Source organism: Bradyrhizobium sp. WYCCWR15520 (genome assembly GCF_056174665.1).
This window is the reverse complement of sequence record NZ_JBWBWM010000006.1, coordinates 224,760-242,242: the sequence shown is the minus strand read 5'-3', so window position 1 is coordinate 242,242 and position 17,483 is coordinate 224,760. Positions and strand designations below refer to the sequence as shown.

Below are 17,483 nucleotides of genomic sequence, written 5' to 3'. Positions count from 1 at the left end.
GGGGAGTGGCTGGATTGTCCGGGCCCGTTCCGCTCGACGGATCGATGATCGCGCGGGTCATGGGCATGATCGCGTCGTCGCCGAACACCGGGTCGCCGTCGGGCACCAGGATGCTGATGTCGTTGGTGCCGTCGCTGCGCGTCAGCGTCAGATCGTGATCGATAAACTGGCCCCAGGCGTACATGAATGCCGACACGCCTTGCTCATTCGGGACGTTCGCGTCGCCCTCGCCAACCACGACATTGCTGATGGTGCGTGGATTGGGGCCATCGAGCGGATCGGAAACACCGTCCGCGAAATGAGCGGGACCAATGCGGTCGACCGCCGTGCCGGCGGTATTGAGGCCGGGGCTGGAGAGATTGTTTCCCGAACCGTCAAAGCTGCGGAACTGGATCGTGACCGGCGTCGGCGGTTGCGGGCACCAGTCCCGAATCTGATGGTGGCCATGGATCGACCAGGGCGACCCGCTTGATTGGCCCCCGCCGGACCAGTGCAAGCCGAACGGGAAGGGTCCATCGAATCCGTTGTCAAATTCGAATTGGCCATGCTGCGAGCCAAATTTGCTCGGCCAAGCCGCCCGCAATGCGTGCATCAAAACCTCCCCATTTTTTGCAAATGCGAATTACTTGCATCAATAGTGCAAATGCGAACTAATTGCAACAAGCCTTCAAGAGGTCCAGGAAGCGCTGGACGGGTGCTGAAGATGCAAGTGACTGTCCGGAGATGCGGTGCCATGCTGAATGGCGAGTACGGGATTCATATTTCGGGGATCAGGGGCGGCGTTTTTGCTACCAACAAATCCGATCCCGCCTGCATTCACGCCACCCAGCACTTCCCACATCGACGGCAGCACTTGGCCTGAGACGAAAACTTCCAGGACCTGCGAACACTTCGAGGACGCGCGCGACTTCGTCGATGGTGACGATGCAATTCACGGGCGATGTCGTGGGATCGGAGCTGATCGGTGAGACAGGCGGAAGCGCCTTGCGCTGGTCATGCGGTCGTACGCAACTGAATCCGCTTTGCAATCCGGGCGGGCTTCCATCATAAAGGCGCGCCTGAAATTAGCCGGATCGCTCGCCGTTCGGTGACCCACAACAAGACAGGGAGAAAGTCTCGTGGCATATTCGAATACCCAGCTCTTCATCAACGGCAAATGGCGTCCGAGCCAGTCGGGCAGGACCATCGCCGTGCTCAACCCGGCGACCGAGGAAACCATCGGCACCGTGGCCCATGCCGATCGTGCCGATCTCGACGAGGCGCTGGAAGCGGCTGCCAAAGGCTTCAAGGTATGGCGGGCGGTGGCGCCGTTCGAGCGCTGCAGGATCATGCGCAAGGCGGCTCAAATCATGCGCGAGCGCAATGACGAGATCGCGCCGCTGTTGACGATGGAGCAGGGCAAGACCTTGGCGGAAGCCAAGATGGAAGCCATGGCGGCCGCTGATGTCATCGAGTGGTTTGCGGAAGAAGCCAAGCGCGCCTATGGCCGGGTGATCCCCGCACGCGGCCCCGGCATCTACCAGATCGCCGTCAAGGAGCCGGTCGGCCCGGTCGCGGCCTTCACGCCGTGGAATTTCCCGATCAACCAGGTTGTCAGAAAGCTCTCCGCGGGTCTCGCGGCGGGCTGCTCGATCATCGTCAAGGCGCCCGAGGAAACGCCGGCGTCGCCTGCGCAACTGATCAAGGCATTTGTCGATGCGGGCGTGCCCGATGGCGTGGTCAACCTGGTCTACGGCGTGCCGTCGGAGATTTCGGAATATCTCATTCCGCATCCGGTGATCCGCAAGATTTCCTTCACCGGATCGACCGTCGTGGGCAAGCAGCTCTCTGCGTTGGCAGGCCTGCACATGAAACGCGCCACCATGGAGCTGGGCGGCCACGCGCCGGCCATCGTGTTCAAGGACGCGGACGTCACGTCGGCGGCGAAGATTCTGGCGGCGGCGAAGTATCGCAATGCCGGCCAGGTCTGCATCTCGCCGACCCGCATGCTGGTGCAGGACGACGTGTTCCGCGAATTCGTCGACAAGTTCGTCGAAGGCGCCAAGTCGATGAAGGTCGGCAATGGCCTCGATCCTGACTCGAAAATGGGTTCGCTCGCCAATCCGCGCCGCGTCACCGCCATCGAAGGCATGGTGCAGGACGCCGTGGGCAAAGGAGCAAAACTCGAGACCGGCGGTCATCGGGTCGGCAACAAGGGCTACTTCTTCGAGCCGACGGTCGTCAGCGACGTGCCGAAGGATGCGCGCGCCATGAACGAGGAGCCGTTCGGGCCGCTGGCCTTGATCTCGCGCTTCTCGACCTTCGACGAGGTGGCCGAGGAAGCCAACCGCCTGCCGTTCGGTCTGGCGTCCTACGCCTTCACCAGTTCGACCAAGACGGCGACCGCGATCGGCGCTGCTATCGAAGCCGGCATGGTCTCGATCAACAGCTTTGGTCTCGCACTGCCCGAAGTGCCGTTCGGCGGTGTCAAGGATTCCGGCTACGGCTCGGAAGGCGGCATCGAGGCGATGGAAGGTTATTTCAACACCAAGTTCATCACCCAGACCGGGGTGTGAACCAAGCCGCGAAGCCAACGCAGTTTGCTTCGCTCACATGATATGGCCCGGCGTTCCACCGGAGCGTCGGGCTAATTTTTTACGATCCAGGCAAGCAGCAGGATGACGAGCACGATCAGTCCTGCGGACAGGCTCTTCCAGAACACCAGCGGATCGCGCTCATAGAGCGAGCGCCGCGACGTGACGGCCGGCTTCGCCCACATCGCGCCGTTTTCGAGCTCGTGCGAGAATTCGATGACGTCGCCATAGCGCTGCGCCGGATCGACGTTGAGCGCCTTGCCAATCACAGCATCCAGCCAGGCCGGCAGGTCGGGGCGATAGCGCGAGAGGTAGGCGGGCTTGCCGAAGCGGGGCCGCGAGAACGGCTCGATCTCGCCATAGGGATAGGCCGCGGTGAACATCCGGTACACGGTGACGCCGAGCGCATAGAGATCGGAAAGCTCGTCGCCAGGCCGTCCGCCGAACAGCTCGGGCGCCATGTAGCTCGCCGTGCCCGGAATATCCTCGGCCGGAAAATCCTCCAGCAGCGGCACGCGCGCAACGCCGAGATCGACCAGCCGCAACCCGCCGCCCTTCAGCAGGATCACGTTGTCCGGCTTGATGTCGCGATGGATGATGCCGGCCCGATGCAGGGTCGCAACCGCGCGTGCCAGCTTGGTCGCGATGCCGATGCCTTCGGCCAGCGAAAGCTGCGGCGAGCGGTTGAGCCGCTGCTCCAGCGTTTCGCCTTCATAAAGCGGCATCACTGAATAGAGGCGGGTCTGCCGCTCGACGGGCAGTTCGATGATTTCACCAATCCACAGGCTGCGCACGCGCGCCGCGACCCATGCCTCGCGCACGAAGGCGAGGCGATAGGAGCCCTCGCTGGCGACGCGCGGATGCGGAAACTTCAGCACGAGCTCGCGGCCCTGCCGCTTGTCGGTCGCCTTGAACAGCCGGCTGTAGCGTCCATCCGACAATATTTCGCCGAGCGTGAAATCGTCGACGACGTCGCCGGTCTCGGGCAGATCCAGGATCGGCAGCGTCGCGATGGAGTGGGTGAGCTCGTCGCGGTCGGCGGGCGGCAGGTCGACGACGTCGAGCACCAGCGCGGTCATGTTGTCGGTAGAGCCGGCATTCAGCGCCGCGTCGACGAGTGCGCGGGCGGATTCTTCCGGCGAGGTGCGTGCGCTCAATAGCACCTGCAGGCGGTGATCGGGCAGCACGCCATGAACGCCATCGCTGCAGATCAAGAGCCGGTCGTGCTGGCGCAATCCGACAGTGGCGTAATCGAAGCGGGCAAAATCCTCGAAGCCGATCGCGCGGTTGAGCAGATGGGCGAGATCACCGCGACCGGCGATGTGGTCGGTGGTCAGCCGCTCCAGGCGTCCCTCGCTCAGGCGGTAGGCGCGGGTGTCGCCGATGTGAATGATGTGGCAGAGCCGGCGCGACAGGATGACCGAGGAGAAGGCGCAACTCATGCCGCTGAGCCGGGGATCGGTCCGGCCTTGGGTGTAGATCCAGCTATTGGCGGCTTCCAGCGAACGCGACGCCCGGCGACGCACGCCGAGCGTTTCGGGAAGGGAATAGTATGCGTCGATGAAACAACGAATCGCGAGCTCGGCGGCTTCACGTCCGCCCTTGTGTCCGCCGACGCCGTCGGCAACCGCGGCGACGATATCGCGATTGCTTACGCCGGACCGGCCGAGACAGGTTCCGACATAATCCTCATTGGCGGACCGCTTGCCGGTCTCGCTGACGAAGCCGACGCGTACCCCGAGATTTCGTTGCGAACCGATCGTCACCCGCGCGGCCTGTCGGACCTTTGTTAGGACGCGTTTTCTTTACGCGAACCGGTAACCACTTCGCTTGAAAACGCTACGGGCAGCGCGTGGTCAGACCCGCGCTCCCGATGCGGCGCCCCATGTGGTGCGCCAGCGGACCTTGACCATGGCAAGTCCCAGAAAGCCAAGCAACGCCAGCAAGCCGAAAAACAGGAAGCCTGCGCCGAATCCACCGGTCATTCCCTTGGCGACGCCGAGCGCCTTGGCAAGGAAGAAGCCGCCGATGCCGCCGGCGCAGCCGACCAGACCGGTCATCAGGCCGATCTCATGACGGAAGCGCAGGGGAATGAGCTGGAACACGGCGCCATTTCCCATGCCGAGCGCCAGAACTCCGATCGAGAACAGCAGCACCGAGATCCAGGCAATGCGCGGCATCTGCATGAACGTCCAGCCGGTAGATGTCGGTGCAGCCGGCCCCTCCGGCATGAAGGCGATGACGAGATAGGCCGCGACGACGACGCCAAACAATATCGACAATGAGCGGATGCCGCCGATGCGATCGGCGATCAGTCCGCCGACGGGGCGGAAGCCCGAGCCGAAAGCGACGATCAACCCCACCAGCAGGCCCGCCGCGACGCCGGACACGTGATACTGCACGGTGAAGTACAGCGGCAACGCGTTGGCCAGCCCGACGAAACCGCCGAAGGTGATGAAGTAGAAGAACATGAACCAGCGGCTGTCTGGATCGCGCAGCAGGGCGCCGTAACCTTTCAGCGAAACCGGCTTGCGCTCGCCGGGCGCATCCTTGGCGGCGAAGACATAGTAGGCAAGGATCAGCAGCATCGGAACCAGCAGCACACCGAACACGGCCTGCCAGCCCCAATGCTCGGCGATCGTCGGGGCGAACAGCGTGTCGAGCACGACACCCATATTGCCGGCGCCAGCGATCCCCATCACCACGCCCTGATATTGCGGCGGATACCAGCGGCTCGCCTGCGGCAACGCTACCGCAAACGACGCGCCGCCGATGCCGAGCGCGAGACCGAATATCTCGATTGCGAGTTTGCTGTTGAGGCCGAAGTACCAAACCCACGCCGTTGCAAGGATGACGACGATCTGCGCGATGACTCCGGTTCGCTTGGCGCCGATGAGATCGGCGAGCAGACCCATCGGAACCCGCAACAGCGCGCCGGCCAGCACCGGGATGGCGACGAGGGTGAACTTCTCGTCGACGGCAAGGTTCATGTCGTGCGCGATGTAGACGATCAACGGACCGAGCGCGACCCAAGCCATGAAGCTTATGTCGAAATAGAGGAAGGCGGCGAGCAGCGTGGGCCAGTGGCCGGCCTTCTTGAATTCAGCAAACTTCATCGAGCAGCCTCGAACATTGGCGCGCGACACCGCGCGGCGCGCGGTGGTCTCGGCACAAGGGACGGAATGTTGGGAGCGAGTCGTCTCGTCGTTGAGACGCACTTCAGGTCTCAACGTGAGCAATTCGTGTGCCAGAAAAACAAGCGCGCTAGTTTGCATGTATTTGCAGGGCCTTGGCAGGTACGGATAAAGCGCTGCGAATGCGATCGGTGCTCCGTTCGTTGGCAAAACCAGCCGCTCGAACGTGCAGTGTGGTGTTTTATTATGCTGTGCGAAATATTAACGGAAAAGCGCTGCTGAAAATCCGCTGGTCCCTATCGTGCCGTTTCCAGGAAGCCGGTTGCCGCCGGGGCGGCGAAGGTTCGTGCGGTGCACAATGGATAGCCCGAGTGGGTGATTTTTTGGGCATTGGTGCACGCGCAAGTGCGCTCAATTAACGATTTATTGGCTGCAGCCCCGCATTGGGCCCGAAAAGTTACGGGTTCGGCGTTGGCACGTCTCTTGAATATGAAAGATCACGATCGTCAGAGTCGATGGTCCGCTGCCCGCCGATGGGCGATCCCAATCAATCGATACTTCTTGCCAATCGACGATGCAGAGCTGCGTCGCCGAGCGGGGCCATCGGAACCTGGATCGGAAGGCAGAGCATGCTCAATAAAGTGAACAAGCCAAAGTTGGTGGTGATCGGCAACGGCATGGCCGGCATTCGCACGGTGGAATTGCTGCTGGACCGTGCGCCAGATCTCTATGACATCACCGTGTTCGGATCCGAACCATACGGCAACTACAACCGAATTCTGCTGTCGCCCGTGCTTGCCGGCGAAAAGACCGTCGACGACATCATGCTCAACACGGAGCAGTGGTACGACGCTAACGGGATCACGCTGCGCAAGGGTGAAATGATCGAGATGATCGATCGGCGTACCTGCGAAGTCGTGACGAGGGAAGGCGCGCGGGTACCCTACGATCGCCTGCTGATCGCCACGGGCTCGAACCCGATCATGCTGCCGCTTCCGGGCAAGGATCTTCCTGGTGTCATCGGCTTTCGCGACATCCAGGACGTCGAGCATATGGTCCATGCGTCGACGAGTTACAAGAATGCGGTGGTGATCGGCGGCGGCCTGCTCGGCCTCGAAGCCGCCAACGGCCTGATGAAGCGCGGCATGAACGTCACCGTCGTGCATCTGCTCGACACGCTGATGGAGCGGCAGCTCGATCAGGTCGCAGGCGGATTGCTCCGCAAGTCGCTCGAAGAACGCGGCATGGTGTTCAAGATGCCCGCACAGACGGAGGCGATCCTCGGCACGGATCGCGTGACCGGCGTGCGCTTCGCTGATGGTGAGGAACTCCCCGCCGATCTGGTCGTGATGGCGGTCGGCATCCGCCCGAATGTCGAGCTGGCGCGCAAGGCGGGCCTGCATTGCGAGCGCGGCATCGTCGTTTCCGACACCATGCAGACCTACGACGGGCGAATCTATGCCGTGGGCGAATGCGTGCAGCACCGGCGCCAGACCTACGGTCTCGTGGCACCCTTGTTCGACCAGGCCAAGGTTTGCGCCAACCACCTCGCCATGAAGGGTTTTGCGACCTATGACGGGTCGGTGGTTTCGACCAAGCTGAAGGTCACGGGCATCGACCTGTTCTCCGCCGGCGACTTCGCACCGGGCGCGGACAAGGAAGAGATCGTGATGCAGGACGCCTCCCGCGGCGTCTACAAGCGGATCATCCTGCGCGACAAGAAGATCGTCGGCGCCGTGCTCTATGGCGATACCATCGACGGTCCGTGGTACTTCCAGCACCTGCGCGACGGCACCGACGTTTCGCACATGCGCGAGCGGCTGGTGTTCGGCGCCGCCAATCTCGGCGACGGCGGCCATAGCGGCAAGAACTCGGTAGCCGCCATGAGCGACGAGACGGAAATCTGCGGATGCAACGGCGTCTGCAAGGGCGCCATCGTCAAGGCGATCAGCGAAAAGAAGCTGTTCACGATCGACGACGTGCGGGCCCACACCAAGGCATCGTCGTCGTGCGGTTCGTGCACCGGTCTCGTCGAGCAGGTTCTGGCCTTCACGCTCGGCGGCGACTATTCGGCGGCGCCGAAGGTCAAGCCGATGTGCGCCTGCACCGATCACAGCCACGATGACGCGCGCCGCGTCATCGTCGAGAATGGATTGAAGACCATTCCCGACGTCATGAAGTTCATGGACTGGAAGACGCCGAACGGATGCCACTCCTGCCGGCCGGCCCTGAACTATTACCTGCTCGCGACCTGGCCCGGCGAGTATCGCGACGACCAACAGTCGCGCTACATCAACGAGCGCGTTCACGCCAATATCCAGAAGGACGGGACCTATTCTGTTGTGCCGCGGATGTGGGGCGGTGTCACGACGCCGGACGAACTGCGCGCCATCGCCGACGTTGCGGACAAGTTCAATATCCCGACCGTCAAGGTGACCGGCGGACAGCGCATCGATCTTCTCGGCGTGAAGAAGGAAGATCTGCCCGCGGTCTGGGCCGATCTCAATGCTGCCGGCATGGTGTCGGGCCATGCCTACGCCAAGGGACTGCGCACGGTGAAGACCTGCGTCGGCTCGGAATGGTGCCGTTTCGGCACGCAGGATTCCACCGGCCTCGGCGTCAAGCTCGAAAAGTTCATGTGGGGCTCGTGGACGCCGGCCAAGGTGAAGCTTGCGGTATCAGGTTGTCCGCGCAACTGCGCGGAGGCGACCTGCAAGGATGTCGGCGTCGTCTGCGTCGATTCCGGTTACGAGATCCATTTCGCCGGCGCCGCCGGCCTGCACATCAAGGGCACTGAATTCCTGACCAAGGTGGCGACGGAGGAGGAGACGCTCGAGATCATCGCTGCGCTGACGCAGCTCTATCGCGAGCAGGGCTGGTATCTGGAGCGCATGTACAAATGGTGCGACCGGATCGGTCTCGACGCGATCCGCAAGCAGGTGGTCGACGACGTCGCCAACCGCAAGGCGCTGTTCAGCCGTTTCGCCCATTCGCAGCAATTTTCGCAGAGCGATCCCTGGGCGGCGCGTGCCCAGCGCGGCGTCGACCGCAATGAATTCACCCCCCTGGCGGAGCTGGAACTCGCATGACCAAATGGATCGAAATCGGGGCGCTGAACGATATTCCGGTTCTCGGTTCGCGTGTCGTGCGGACGGCATCCGGAGACATCGCGGTGTTCCGGACCAGCGATGACGAGGTGTTTGCGCTTGACGATCGCTGTCCGCACAAGGGCGGACCGTTGTCGCAAGGCATCGTTCACAACAAGCGCGTCACCTGTCCGCTGCACAATTTCGTCATCGAACTGAAGAGCGGCACGGCGGTCGCGCCCGATGAGGGATGCACACGCGCGCATCCGACCAAGGTGGAAAATGGCGTCGTCTGGCTTAGCGTCCAGACGGCGGCGGCCGTGCCTGCCGAGTGAGGGTGATCGCCCGTGCCGGTGAAAACAACCTGTCCGTATTGCGGGGTCGGCTGCGGCGTTATTGCTGACAGGGATGTCGCGGGCGCTGTGACCGTCCGCGGCGATCCGCTGCATCCCGCCAATTTCGGCCGGCTGTGCGGGAAGGGCTCGGCGCTCGCCGAGACCATCAGCCTCGAGGGACGGCTGCTCGCGCCCATGGTCAACGGGCAGGAGACGGACTGGGATACGGCGGTCGACTACGTCGCGGACGGATTTGGCAGAATCGTCCGCGAGCATGGTCCTGACGCGGTCGCCTTCTATGTCTCCGGCCAGATCCTCACCGAGGACTATTACGTCGTCAACAAGCTCGCCAAGGGTTTCATCGGCACCGCCAATATCGATACCAATTCGCGGCTGTGCATGGCCTCGAGCGTGGTGGGCCACAAGCGCGCGTTCGGCAGCGATACCGTCCCGGGCTGCTACGAGGATCTCGAGAGCGCCGATCTGCTGGTTCTCGTCGGCTCCAACGCCGCCTGGTGCCATCCGATCCTTTACCAGCGCATGATGGCCGCCAAGGCCAGCAATCCGGCGTGCCGCATCGTCGTCATCGATCCGCGGCGGACCGCGACATGCGACGGCGCCGATCTGCACCTGCCGCTTCGCTCGGGCAGCGATTCCGTGCTGTTCAACGGATTGCTCGCCTACCTTGCATCGCGCAACGCCACCGACGGCGCGTTCGTGGAGGGATTCACCACCGGGGCTGAAGCCGCGCTGCAGCAGGTCGCCGGCCAGTCGGTCGCGCAGACCGCCGATATCTGCGGCCTCTCCGAGGGCGCCGTGGCACTGTTCTTCGACTGGTTCGCCAGGACCGAACGCGTCGTCACGCTCTATTCGCAAGGCATCAACCAGTCGAGCAGCGGCGTCGACAAGGTCAATGCGATCATCAACTGTCATTTGTTGACCGGCCGCATCGGGCGTCCCGGCATGGGGCCGTTCTCGCTGACCGGACAACCCAACGCCATGGGCGGCCGGGAGGTCGGCGGGCTGGCCAACCAGCTTGCCGCCCATATGGAGATCGAAAACCCTGGGCATCGCGACATCGTGCAGCGGTTCTGGCAATCGCCTGTCGTCGCGGACAAGCAGGGCCTCAAGGCGATCGACATGTTCGACGCGATCGCCGACCGCCGCATCAAGGCGGTCTGGATCATGTCGACCAATCCGCTGGTCAGCCTGCCGGATGCCGACCGCGCGCGCCGCGCGCTCGATGCCTGCGAACTCGTCGTCGTCTCCGATTGCATGCGTCATACCGACACCACACGTCATGCTCACGTGTTGCTGCCCGCGCTGACCTGGGGCGAAAAGGACGGCACCGTCACCAACTCCGAGCGCCGGATCTCCCGGCAGCGGCCGTTCCTGCCGGCGCCCGGCGCCGCACGGGCGGATTGGCGGACCATCTGCGACGTCGCGCAACGCATGGGGTATTCGGGATTTGACTATGCAAGCGTAGCCGAGATCTTCCGCGAGCACGCAAGGCTTTCCAGTTTCGAGAATGAGGGCACGCGCGACTTCGATCTGTCCGCATTGAATACGCTCGACGATCGCGCCTACGATGCGCTGACCCCGATCCAGTGGCCGGTGACGCGGGAATATCCGACCGGCACGTCGCGGATGTTCGAGACGCGCGAATTCTTCACCGCCGACCGCAAGGCTCGTTTCGTGCCGGTGACGCCGCGCCCTGCCGTCAACGCGACCAGCCGCGACTATCCGCTGGTGCTCAATACCGGGCGCGTCCGCGATCAATGGCATACCATGACGCGAACCGGGAAATCGCCGCGGCTGCTGGCGCATATTTTCGAGCCCTATGCCGAATTCCATCCCGACGATGCACGCGCGGCCGGTGTCGAGAATGGCGGGCTCGTGCGGCTGACCAGTGCCTGGGGCGAGATGGTGGCGCGCGTTGTCGTCACCGCCGAGCAGCGGCGCGGCTGCGTGTTCGTACCGATGCACTGGAATGGCGAGTATGCCGGCGACGGCCGGGTCAATGCGCTGGTCAATCCGGCGACCGATCCGATTTCCGGACAGCCTGAATCCAAGCACACGCCGGTCAAGGCGGCCGCTTACTCGCCGAAATGGCACGCCTTCATCCTCAGTCGCCAGGAGATCGAACGTCCCACCGCGGGTTACTGGGTCGGCGGGCTTTCGGGGACCTGCTGGCGAATGGAACTCGCCGGCGACGAGCGTCCGCCGAGCTGGCGCGACTGGGCGCGGACGCAGCTTCGTGTCGAAGATGACGACATCGAGTGGATCGCCTATCGCGATCCGAAGGCTGGCCGCTTCCGCTACGCAGCCGTTCGCGACGGCCGGCTGGAAGGTTGTGTGTTCATCGCACCCGATCACAAGCTGGTATCGCGGTCGTGGCTGACCGGCCTGTTCGCGGATCAGGCATTGTCACCAAATGCGCGGATGTCGCTGCTGACGGGGCAGCCGCTCGATGCCGGTCAGGACGTCGGGCCGATCGTCTGCTCGTGCTTCGGTGTCGGGCAGCATCAGATCTCGGCCGAAATCAAAAAAGGGGCAGCCAGCGTCGAGGACGTCGGCCGGCGTCTGAAGGCTGGTACTAATTGCGGTGCGTGCAAGCCGGAGATCAGCAAGCTGCTGCACAGCGCGGCCGTGCGGGATTCGCAGCCGGCATGAGCTTGCGGCAATCTGGCCGCTAATTCTTGATCGCGTAGAGCGGCGTTCGCAGCGTTAGTTGGTACGACGGCTTCGGCGTCCAAGCGATCTGCGCGGTGATGCCGAACAGCCGATTGTCGTTGTCATCCATGCGGTCGAGGTCGAGCCGAAGGATCGGCTGCGTGAACGCGGGAAACGGCGTCAGGTTCAGAAGCTGCGCGCCGCCGAAGTGCTGCACGCCGAAGCGGCCGGTGAACTTCCAGTTGTTGTCCCACTGATAATAGCCGCCGACATAGCCCATGACGTCAGGGCTGACGCGGGCAAGCGGGGTATCGATCAGGACCTTGGCGTACTGCATTCCCGCGAGCAGCCCTCGCGTCTCATCCGCATTCAGCGCGTAGCCGGCCTCCAGGATCGTGTTGTAGGTCGTCGAGGCCAGCGGAGAGTCCGAAGTCGATCGCGACACATTGGATTGAACGGTGATGGTCGGAAACATTCCGCCGTTCTGCTGATAGATGTCGGCCTGGAATCCGAGCGTAAAGCTGAAGATCGAGAAAGCGGTCCAGGGATCGGTGCCGGCCTGCGACGTAGCGCCACTGACGCCGCCATAGACCGAGAGCTGATCGTTGACATCGACCGTCAACGGCAGGTCGATCGAGACACTTTGGCTGGAGGGTGAGTTAAGGGTTCGGAGCGCGGAAAGGTTCGCCAGCGTCGCCAGCAAAGGCGGGGCGCTAAATCCGATCGACAGCGTGCCGGCAGGCAGCGTCGAGTAGATGGTTCGCATATCGAGGTAGACGTTCGGCAGGGTCGGCTTGGTGGCGGCCGCATCCTCATCGTCGCCATCGTCCTTTCCAAGTGCCGCGCCGAAAAAGCATAGCGAGGCCAAGACGCCCAACGCGACGCTTCTCGCGGAGCAGGGTCGTGCGAGTTCAAGACGGAGACGCGCAGTGGATTTGACAGGATTTTTGTTCAACCGGCGATGCCCATGAAGCAGAAAAGCTGATCACCTGCCGGTCCAGAATTCAAGCAGCCGCCATGACGCATGCTGCGATCTCGTCGCCAGTGTGGCACGTTTGCGCCGCGAAACGGCGAGTTTGCAACGGCAAGCGCCGCGATGGCGGCCAGACCGAGAACGGCGCCGCCATAGAGGCCCGTGTGTCGGGACCCTCGAATGCCGGAGCCTTGATTGTCATTGGCCGGTCTTGCCGCTGGCCTCTATTGCGACGGACAGCGCGAGCTTGGTTTCCTTCACGATGTCCTCGACCAGCTCTTCCCGGCTGACATGGGCAACCTGGCCGGTGAGCAGTCCCTGTTCGGCGAGCATGACCACGCCATGCAGCGAGGCCCAGATTTTCAGCGCGCTGCGCTCGCGCAACAGTCCCACGGCGGGTGCCTCCAGCGCTTCCACCAGGAGTTCGAACGTCTCCATGGCCGCGGTTTGCAGCTCGCTGCCTTTCGGCGCGCAGGCCATGGTTCGCGACGCGAACATCAGGCGATAGATGCCGTTGCGGCGCAGCCCGAAATCGAGCGTGAGCTGGGCGAAGCGCGACAGCTTCGACTGCTTTGACGGCTTTTCGATCGCCGCGCGCATCATGGCTGAGAACTGGCGGAATGCTTCGGCGGTGACGGCCGTCAGCAGCGTCTCGCGATCTGCAAAATGCTTGTAGGGCGCCGGCTGCGAGACGCCGAGCTTCTTGGCAAGCGCGCTGATGCTGATTGCTTCGGGACCGCCGAGCTCGACCTCATGCAACGCGGCCTGAACCAGGGCATCACGGAGATCCCCATGGTGATAGGCATTGAGCGCTTTTCGTGCGGGTCGAGGCGGCATTCAGTTCCATGATCTATAACTTTTGCCTTGACAGCACAACGGCAACGCGAATGTAATATGATATAACTTCGCGGCACGCCGGCGAGTTTGTCTCGGCATGCCGCAAGAAGGCGGCGCGAGACAATGCGCACCAGAAAGAGGGGAACGCTGCGATGGCCGGAAAGCTGAAGATCCGCGTCGACCAGGACAAATGTCAGGGACACGCGCGTTGCAAATCACTGGCACCCGAACTGTTCGACCTCGACGAATTCGGCAACGCGCACGAAGTCGGCGACGGCTCGGTGCCGGAGGGTTTGGAAGACAAGGCCTGGCTTGCCCAGAGTAACTGTCCGGAAATTGCCATCGACGTGACCGAAGAATAATCCGGTCGCGAGATCTTTCATCCATCACGATCTGAACGAACCAAGCAGAGGAATTGCTCCGATGTCCGATTCCGCCAGCATCATGCCCGAACACCCGCCGGTCACCGACTGGGTCAACGATTTCGATCACACCGATCCGACCTGGACGGAAAATCCGTTTCCGATCTGGGAAAAACTGCGCGCGGCTTCGCCCGTCGTTCACACCGAGCGCTTTCTCGGCTGCTATATGCCGACCACCTACCAGGCGGTGAAGGAAATCGCCTACGATACCGAGCACTTCTCCTCGCGTCGCGTCATTGTGCGCGACATACGGCCGGAGATCACGGCGCGGGCGCCGCCGATCACGTCCGATCCGCCGGAGCACAAGCCGGCCAAGCAATTGCTGCTGCCGCCGTTCACGCCGGACGCGATGAAGAAGCTGGAGCCGCGGGTGCGCGCGATCTGCAACGAGCTGATCGACGAGTTCATCGCCGACGGCAAATGCGACGCCGCCGCGCGCTACACCAAGCATGTTCCGGTTCGCGCGATCGCGCATATGCTCGGGATTCCGGAGAAGGACGGCGACCTCTTCATCAAGTGGATTCACGGCATCCTCGAACTCGGCATCAAGGATGACAACGCGCTGATGGAAGCGGTAAGGGAGATGACCGGCTATTTCGCCGCCCATCTCGAGCAGCGCAAGCAGAATCCGACCGACGACCTGATCTCGACGCTGATGAAGGCGAAGGACAAGGATGGCAATCCGCTGGCGGACGAGCACGTCCTGGGTTCGCTGCGGCTGCTGTTGATTGCGGGCATCGACACCACTTGGAGCGCGATCGGCTCCTCGCTGTGGCATCTGGCGAAAACGCCGGCGGACCGCGAGCGCCTCGTCAAGGAGCCGGAGCTGATGCCGCTCGCAGTCGAGGAACTGCTGCGGGCCTATTCGCCGGTGACGATGGCGCGCGAGGTGATGAAGGAGACGACCGTCAGCGGCTGCCCGGTCAAGTCCGGCAACATGGTGCTGCTGTCGTTCCCGGCCGCCAATCGCGATCCCGCGATGTTCCCCGATGCCGACAAGGTGGTGATCGACCGCAAGGAAAATCGCCACGCCGCGTTCGGTCTCGGCATTCACCGCTGCGTCGGCTCCAATCTCGCCCGCATGGAGATGACGGTCGCGATCGAGGAATGGCTGAAGCGGATTCCGGATTTCCGGCTTGATCCGGCCGGCAAGGTCACATGGTCGGAAGGCACCGTGCGCGGCCCGCGTCAATTGCCATTCCTGTTCGGCAAGGCGAACTGAGGTTCGAGGGATAAAGCGGGAGGGCCGATTGGCTCGGCCCTCCTTTTGCATTTGGCCGCTATTTGACCTCGATCTTTGCGTCGCTGGCGACCTTCTTCCACGCCTCGATGTCACGCGTATTGATGTCGCGCTGCTGGTCTCCGGCGATGAAGTCCACGGAGATGCCGAGCGCCAGCAGCTTCTCGGCGATGTCGGCCTCCGCCAGCGATTCCTTCAAGGCGCCGGCAATTTTCTGCGCGATCGGAACGGGAAGGCCAGCCGGCGCATACATCACCCAGGACAGGCTGCGCTCAAAATCGACGCCTTGCTCCTTGTAGCTCGCAACTTCCGGGAGGCTCGGCGATCGTCCCCCGCATACTGCAAGCGCCTTCAGCTTGCCGTCCTTCACCAGCGGCGTGCCGGTCGCCATGTCGACCAGCCCCACCGAGATATGCCCGCCCACCAGGTCGTTCGCGAGCTTGGCCGCGCCGCTGAACGGGACATGCTGCAGGCGGACGCCCGCTTTCTGGGAGAGAATCTCACCGCAGAAGTGCCCGGTCGAGCCGACGCCCCAGCTGCCATACTGGATCGGTTCTCCCTTTTTCGAGAGCTCGGTCAGCCCGCGCAGATCGCTGGCGGGAAAATCCTTCGTGGCGATGAGAAGGATGGATGACGTTCCGATCCGACCGATGGTCGTGAAATCCTTGATCGGATCATAGGGCAGGGCGGGATAGACCGCCGGCGCGAGCACGTGGGTAGTCATGCCGCCGATCGTGATGGTGTAACCGTCGGGCGGAGAGGTTGCCGCCTGCTGCGCGCCGATGGTGCCAGCGGCGCCGGTGCGGTTTTCAACATAGATGGTCTGGCCGAGGCGCTTGCCCATCCGGTCGGCAAGCAGCCGGCCGAGCACGTCGCCCCCGCCACCGGCCCCGAACGGCAACAGCATTTTGATCTTCTTGGAGGGGTAGTCGGCAGTTTCCTCGGCGTGCGCTGAAACTGTCATCCATGACAGCGCAAGCAGCGACAGCACGATCGCGCGTAACTTCATTTTGCTCACTCCCTGGGTTTTATTTTTTGTTCTGGTCGTTCGTCGCCGGCGTTGTTCGCCGGGCGTAGAGATGAAGCCCGTCGCGCCATCAGGGCGCGCGAGGCGCGGCACCGGAGTGCCGCAGGATGAACCGTGTCGGCAGGTAGACCGGCCGTATTTTCCTGGTCTCGTCACCGCCGCTGATACGGTCGAGCAGGATGTTGGCGGCGACCCGGCCCATCTGGTCCAGATCCCAGGTCAACGCAGAAATGCCCGGCGTTGCATGCCGGGCTAGGTCGGTGTCGCCGATGCATACCAGCGACACGTCGTCGGGATAGCGCAGGCCGCTGCTGGCGAGTGCGTCCATCACGCCGGCCAGCATGTGCGTGCCCAGCGTGATGATTGCCGTTGGACGGTTGGGCCCCCGCAGCAATTGGCAGACGTCGCTGAACGCAATGCTCGAGCCCTGCGTCTGCGGCCGGATCAAATCGGGATCGACCGCGAGCCTGGCTTCGGCATGGGCCTGACGATAGCCGGCGAGGCGCTCCGAACTCGGTAGCAGCGCCGCGCGTCCGGTAAGAAGCGCGATGCGGCGATGGCCCAGCCCGATCAGATAGCGGGTGATTTCGAGGCCGCCGCCGCGATGGTCCGCGCGCACGGACGGCACGCCGGGCACCTCGCGATCGATCGCCACGCAGGGCAAGTCGAGGTTTGCAAGCGCACCGGTGAAATCAGTGTGGGCATTGTCGCCGGCAAACAGCAGCAATCCGTCCATCCGCCGCCGGCGCACCGCTGAGACGAACGCGGTCTCGCGGCCTTCCTCGTGGCGGGTCGCGGCGAGCATCAGCACATAGCCGGCGCGCTGCAATTCTTCCTCCGCGCCGTTGATCATCTCGCTGTAGAGAGGATTGGAGAGGTCGGAGACCATGCAGCCGATTGTCTTGCTCTCGCGCGAACGCAGGGCCTGCGCCGCCGAATGCGGCTCGAAGCGTAGCCGGTTCACCGCCCGCATGATCCGCGCGTGCAACTCGGGGCTGGTATGCGGCTCGCCGTTCATGACCCGGCTGACGCTGCTGACGGATACGCCGGCCTGGGCCGCGACATCACGAATGGTGGCACGTGCAGGCCTGGTCCGCCGGCCCTTTGCCACTGGTCCTTCTTGCACCCTGTTCATCGCTACATCTCGATCGGCCGAAGATTGCGGCGCTAGGCCGCGCAACGC

12 protein-coding genes and 1 pseudogene are annotated in these 17,483 nt (G+C 63.2%); 6 read left to right on the top strand and 7 right to left on the bottom strand.

The genetic code is table 11. From position 1 onward, the window contains the following. Positions 1–82: 82 nt before the first annotated feature. Positions 83–592: pseudogene (locus tag AC0QUY_RS09325) on the bottom strand (peroxidase family protein); the annotation flags it as partial. Between the two features lie 526 nt (positions 593–1,118). Between AC0QUY_RS09325 and AC0QUY_RS09320 the strand changes: the two are divergent. Further along, positions 1,119–2,555 (top strand): NAD-dependent succinate-semialdehyde dehydrogenase, encoded by a 1,437-nt coding sequence (locus AC0QUY_RS09320; protein ID WP_475386616.1) that lies wholly within the window; start codon positions 1,119–1,121, stop codon positions 2,553–2,555. 71 nt (positions 2,556–2,626) lie between these two features. Here the strand turns inward: AC0QUY_RS09320 and AC0QUY_RS09315 are convergent, their stop codons facing one another. After that, positions 2,627–4,339: a bifunctional protein-serine/threonine kinase/phosphatase gene (locus tag AC0QUY_RS09315; RefSeq protein WP_475386615.1), complete on the bottom strand. Its 1,713-nt coding sequence runs from the start codon at positions 4,337–4,339 to the stop codon at positions 2,627–2,629. Positions 4,340–4,429: 90 nt separating this feature from the next. Further along, positions 4,430–5,689 (bottom strand): MFS transporter, encoded by a 1,260-nt coding sequence (locus AC0QUY_RS09310; RefSeq protein ID WP_161849579.1) that lies wholly within the window; start codon positions 5,687–5,689, stop codon positions 4,430–4,432. A 647-nt stretch (positions 5,690–6,336) separates the two neighbouring features. Between AC0QUY_RS09310 and nirB the strand changes: the two genes are divergently transcribed. The 3 genes from nirB to AC0QUY_RS09295 are packed head-to-tail and all read left to right on the top strand — an operon-like array spanning position 6,337 to position 11,801. Next, positions 6,337–8,796 carry a nitrite reductase large subunit NirB gene (nirB, locus tag AC0QUY_RS09305; RefSeq protein WP_475386614.1) on the top strand — a complete coding sequence of 820 codons (2,460 nt, stop codon included), beginning with the start codon at positions 6,337–6,339 and terminating at the stop codon, positions 8,794–8,796. Further along, complete coding sequence (nirD, locus tag AC0QUY_RS09300; RefSeq protein ID WP_161849577.1) at positions 8,793–9,128, top strand: nitrite reductase small subunit NirD; 336 nt, start codon at positions 8,793–8,795, stop codon at positions 9,126–9,128. The genes nirB and nirD overlap by 4 nt, the downstream gene beginning before the upstream one ends. Positions 9,129–9,140: 12 nt before the next feature. Further along, positions 9,141–11,801: a nitrate reductase gene (locus tag AC0QUY_RS09295; RefSeq protein ID WP_475386613.1), complete on the top strand. Its 2,661-nt coding sequence runs from the start codon at positions 9,141–9,143 to the stop codon at positions 11,799–11,801. Positions 11,802–11,820: 19 nt separating this feature from the next. On the opposite strand, the gene AC0QUY_RS09290 is transcribed toward AC0QUY_RS09295, so the two are convergent. Both AC0QUY_RS09290 and AC0QUY_RS09285 read right to left on the bottom strand, forming a co-directional pair. Further along, entirely contained in the window at positions 11,821–12,678 is an 858-nt protein-coding gene (locus AC0QUY_RS09290; protein ID WP_475386612.1) for a hypothetical protein, read from the bottom strand. Positions 12,679–12,972: 294 nt separating this feature from the next. Continuing rightward, on the bottom strand, positions 12,973–13,611 hold the full coding sequence (locus AC0QUY_RS09285; RefSeq protein WP_475386611.1) for a TetR/AcrR family transcriptional regulator: 639 nt from the start codon (positions 13,609–13,611) through the stop codon (positions 12,973–12,975). 152 nt (positions 13,612–13,763) lie between these two features. Between AC0QUY_RS09285 and AC0QUY_RS09280 the strand changes: the two genes are divergently transcribed. After that, entirely contained in the window at positions 13,764–13,973 is a 210-nt protein-coding gene (locus AC0QUY_RS09280) for a ferredoxin (protein WP_161849574.1), read from the top strand. A gap of 61 nt (positions 13,974–14,034) precedes the next feature. Further along, entirely contained in the window at positions 14,035–15,255 is a 1,221-nt protein-coding gene (locus AC0QUY_RS09275) for a cytochrome P450 (RefSeq protein WP_475386610.1), read from the top strand. Between the two features lie 58 nt (positions 15,256–15,313). Here AC0QUY_RS09275 and AC0QUY_RS09270 read toward each other — a convergent pair whose 3' ends face one another. Both AC0QUY_RS09270 and AC0QUY_RS09265 read right to left on the bottom strand, forming a co-directional pair. Continuing rightward, positions 15,314–16,282 (bottom strand): Bug family tripartite tricarboxylate transporter substrate binding protein, encoded by a 969-nt coding sequence (locus AC0QUY_RS09270; RefSeq protein ID WP_475386609.1) that lies wholly within the window; start codon positions 16,280–16,282, stop codon positions 15,314–15,316. Positions 16,283–16,370: 88 nt separating this feature from the next. Continuing rightward, entirely contained in the window at positions 16,371–17,435 is a 1,065-nt protein-coding gene (locus AC0QUY_RS09265; protein ID WP_475386608.1) for a LacI family DNA-binding transcriptional regulator, read from the bottom strand. Positions 17,436–17,483 lie beyond the last annotated feature (48 nt).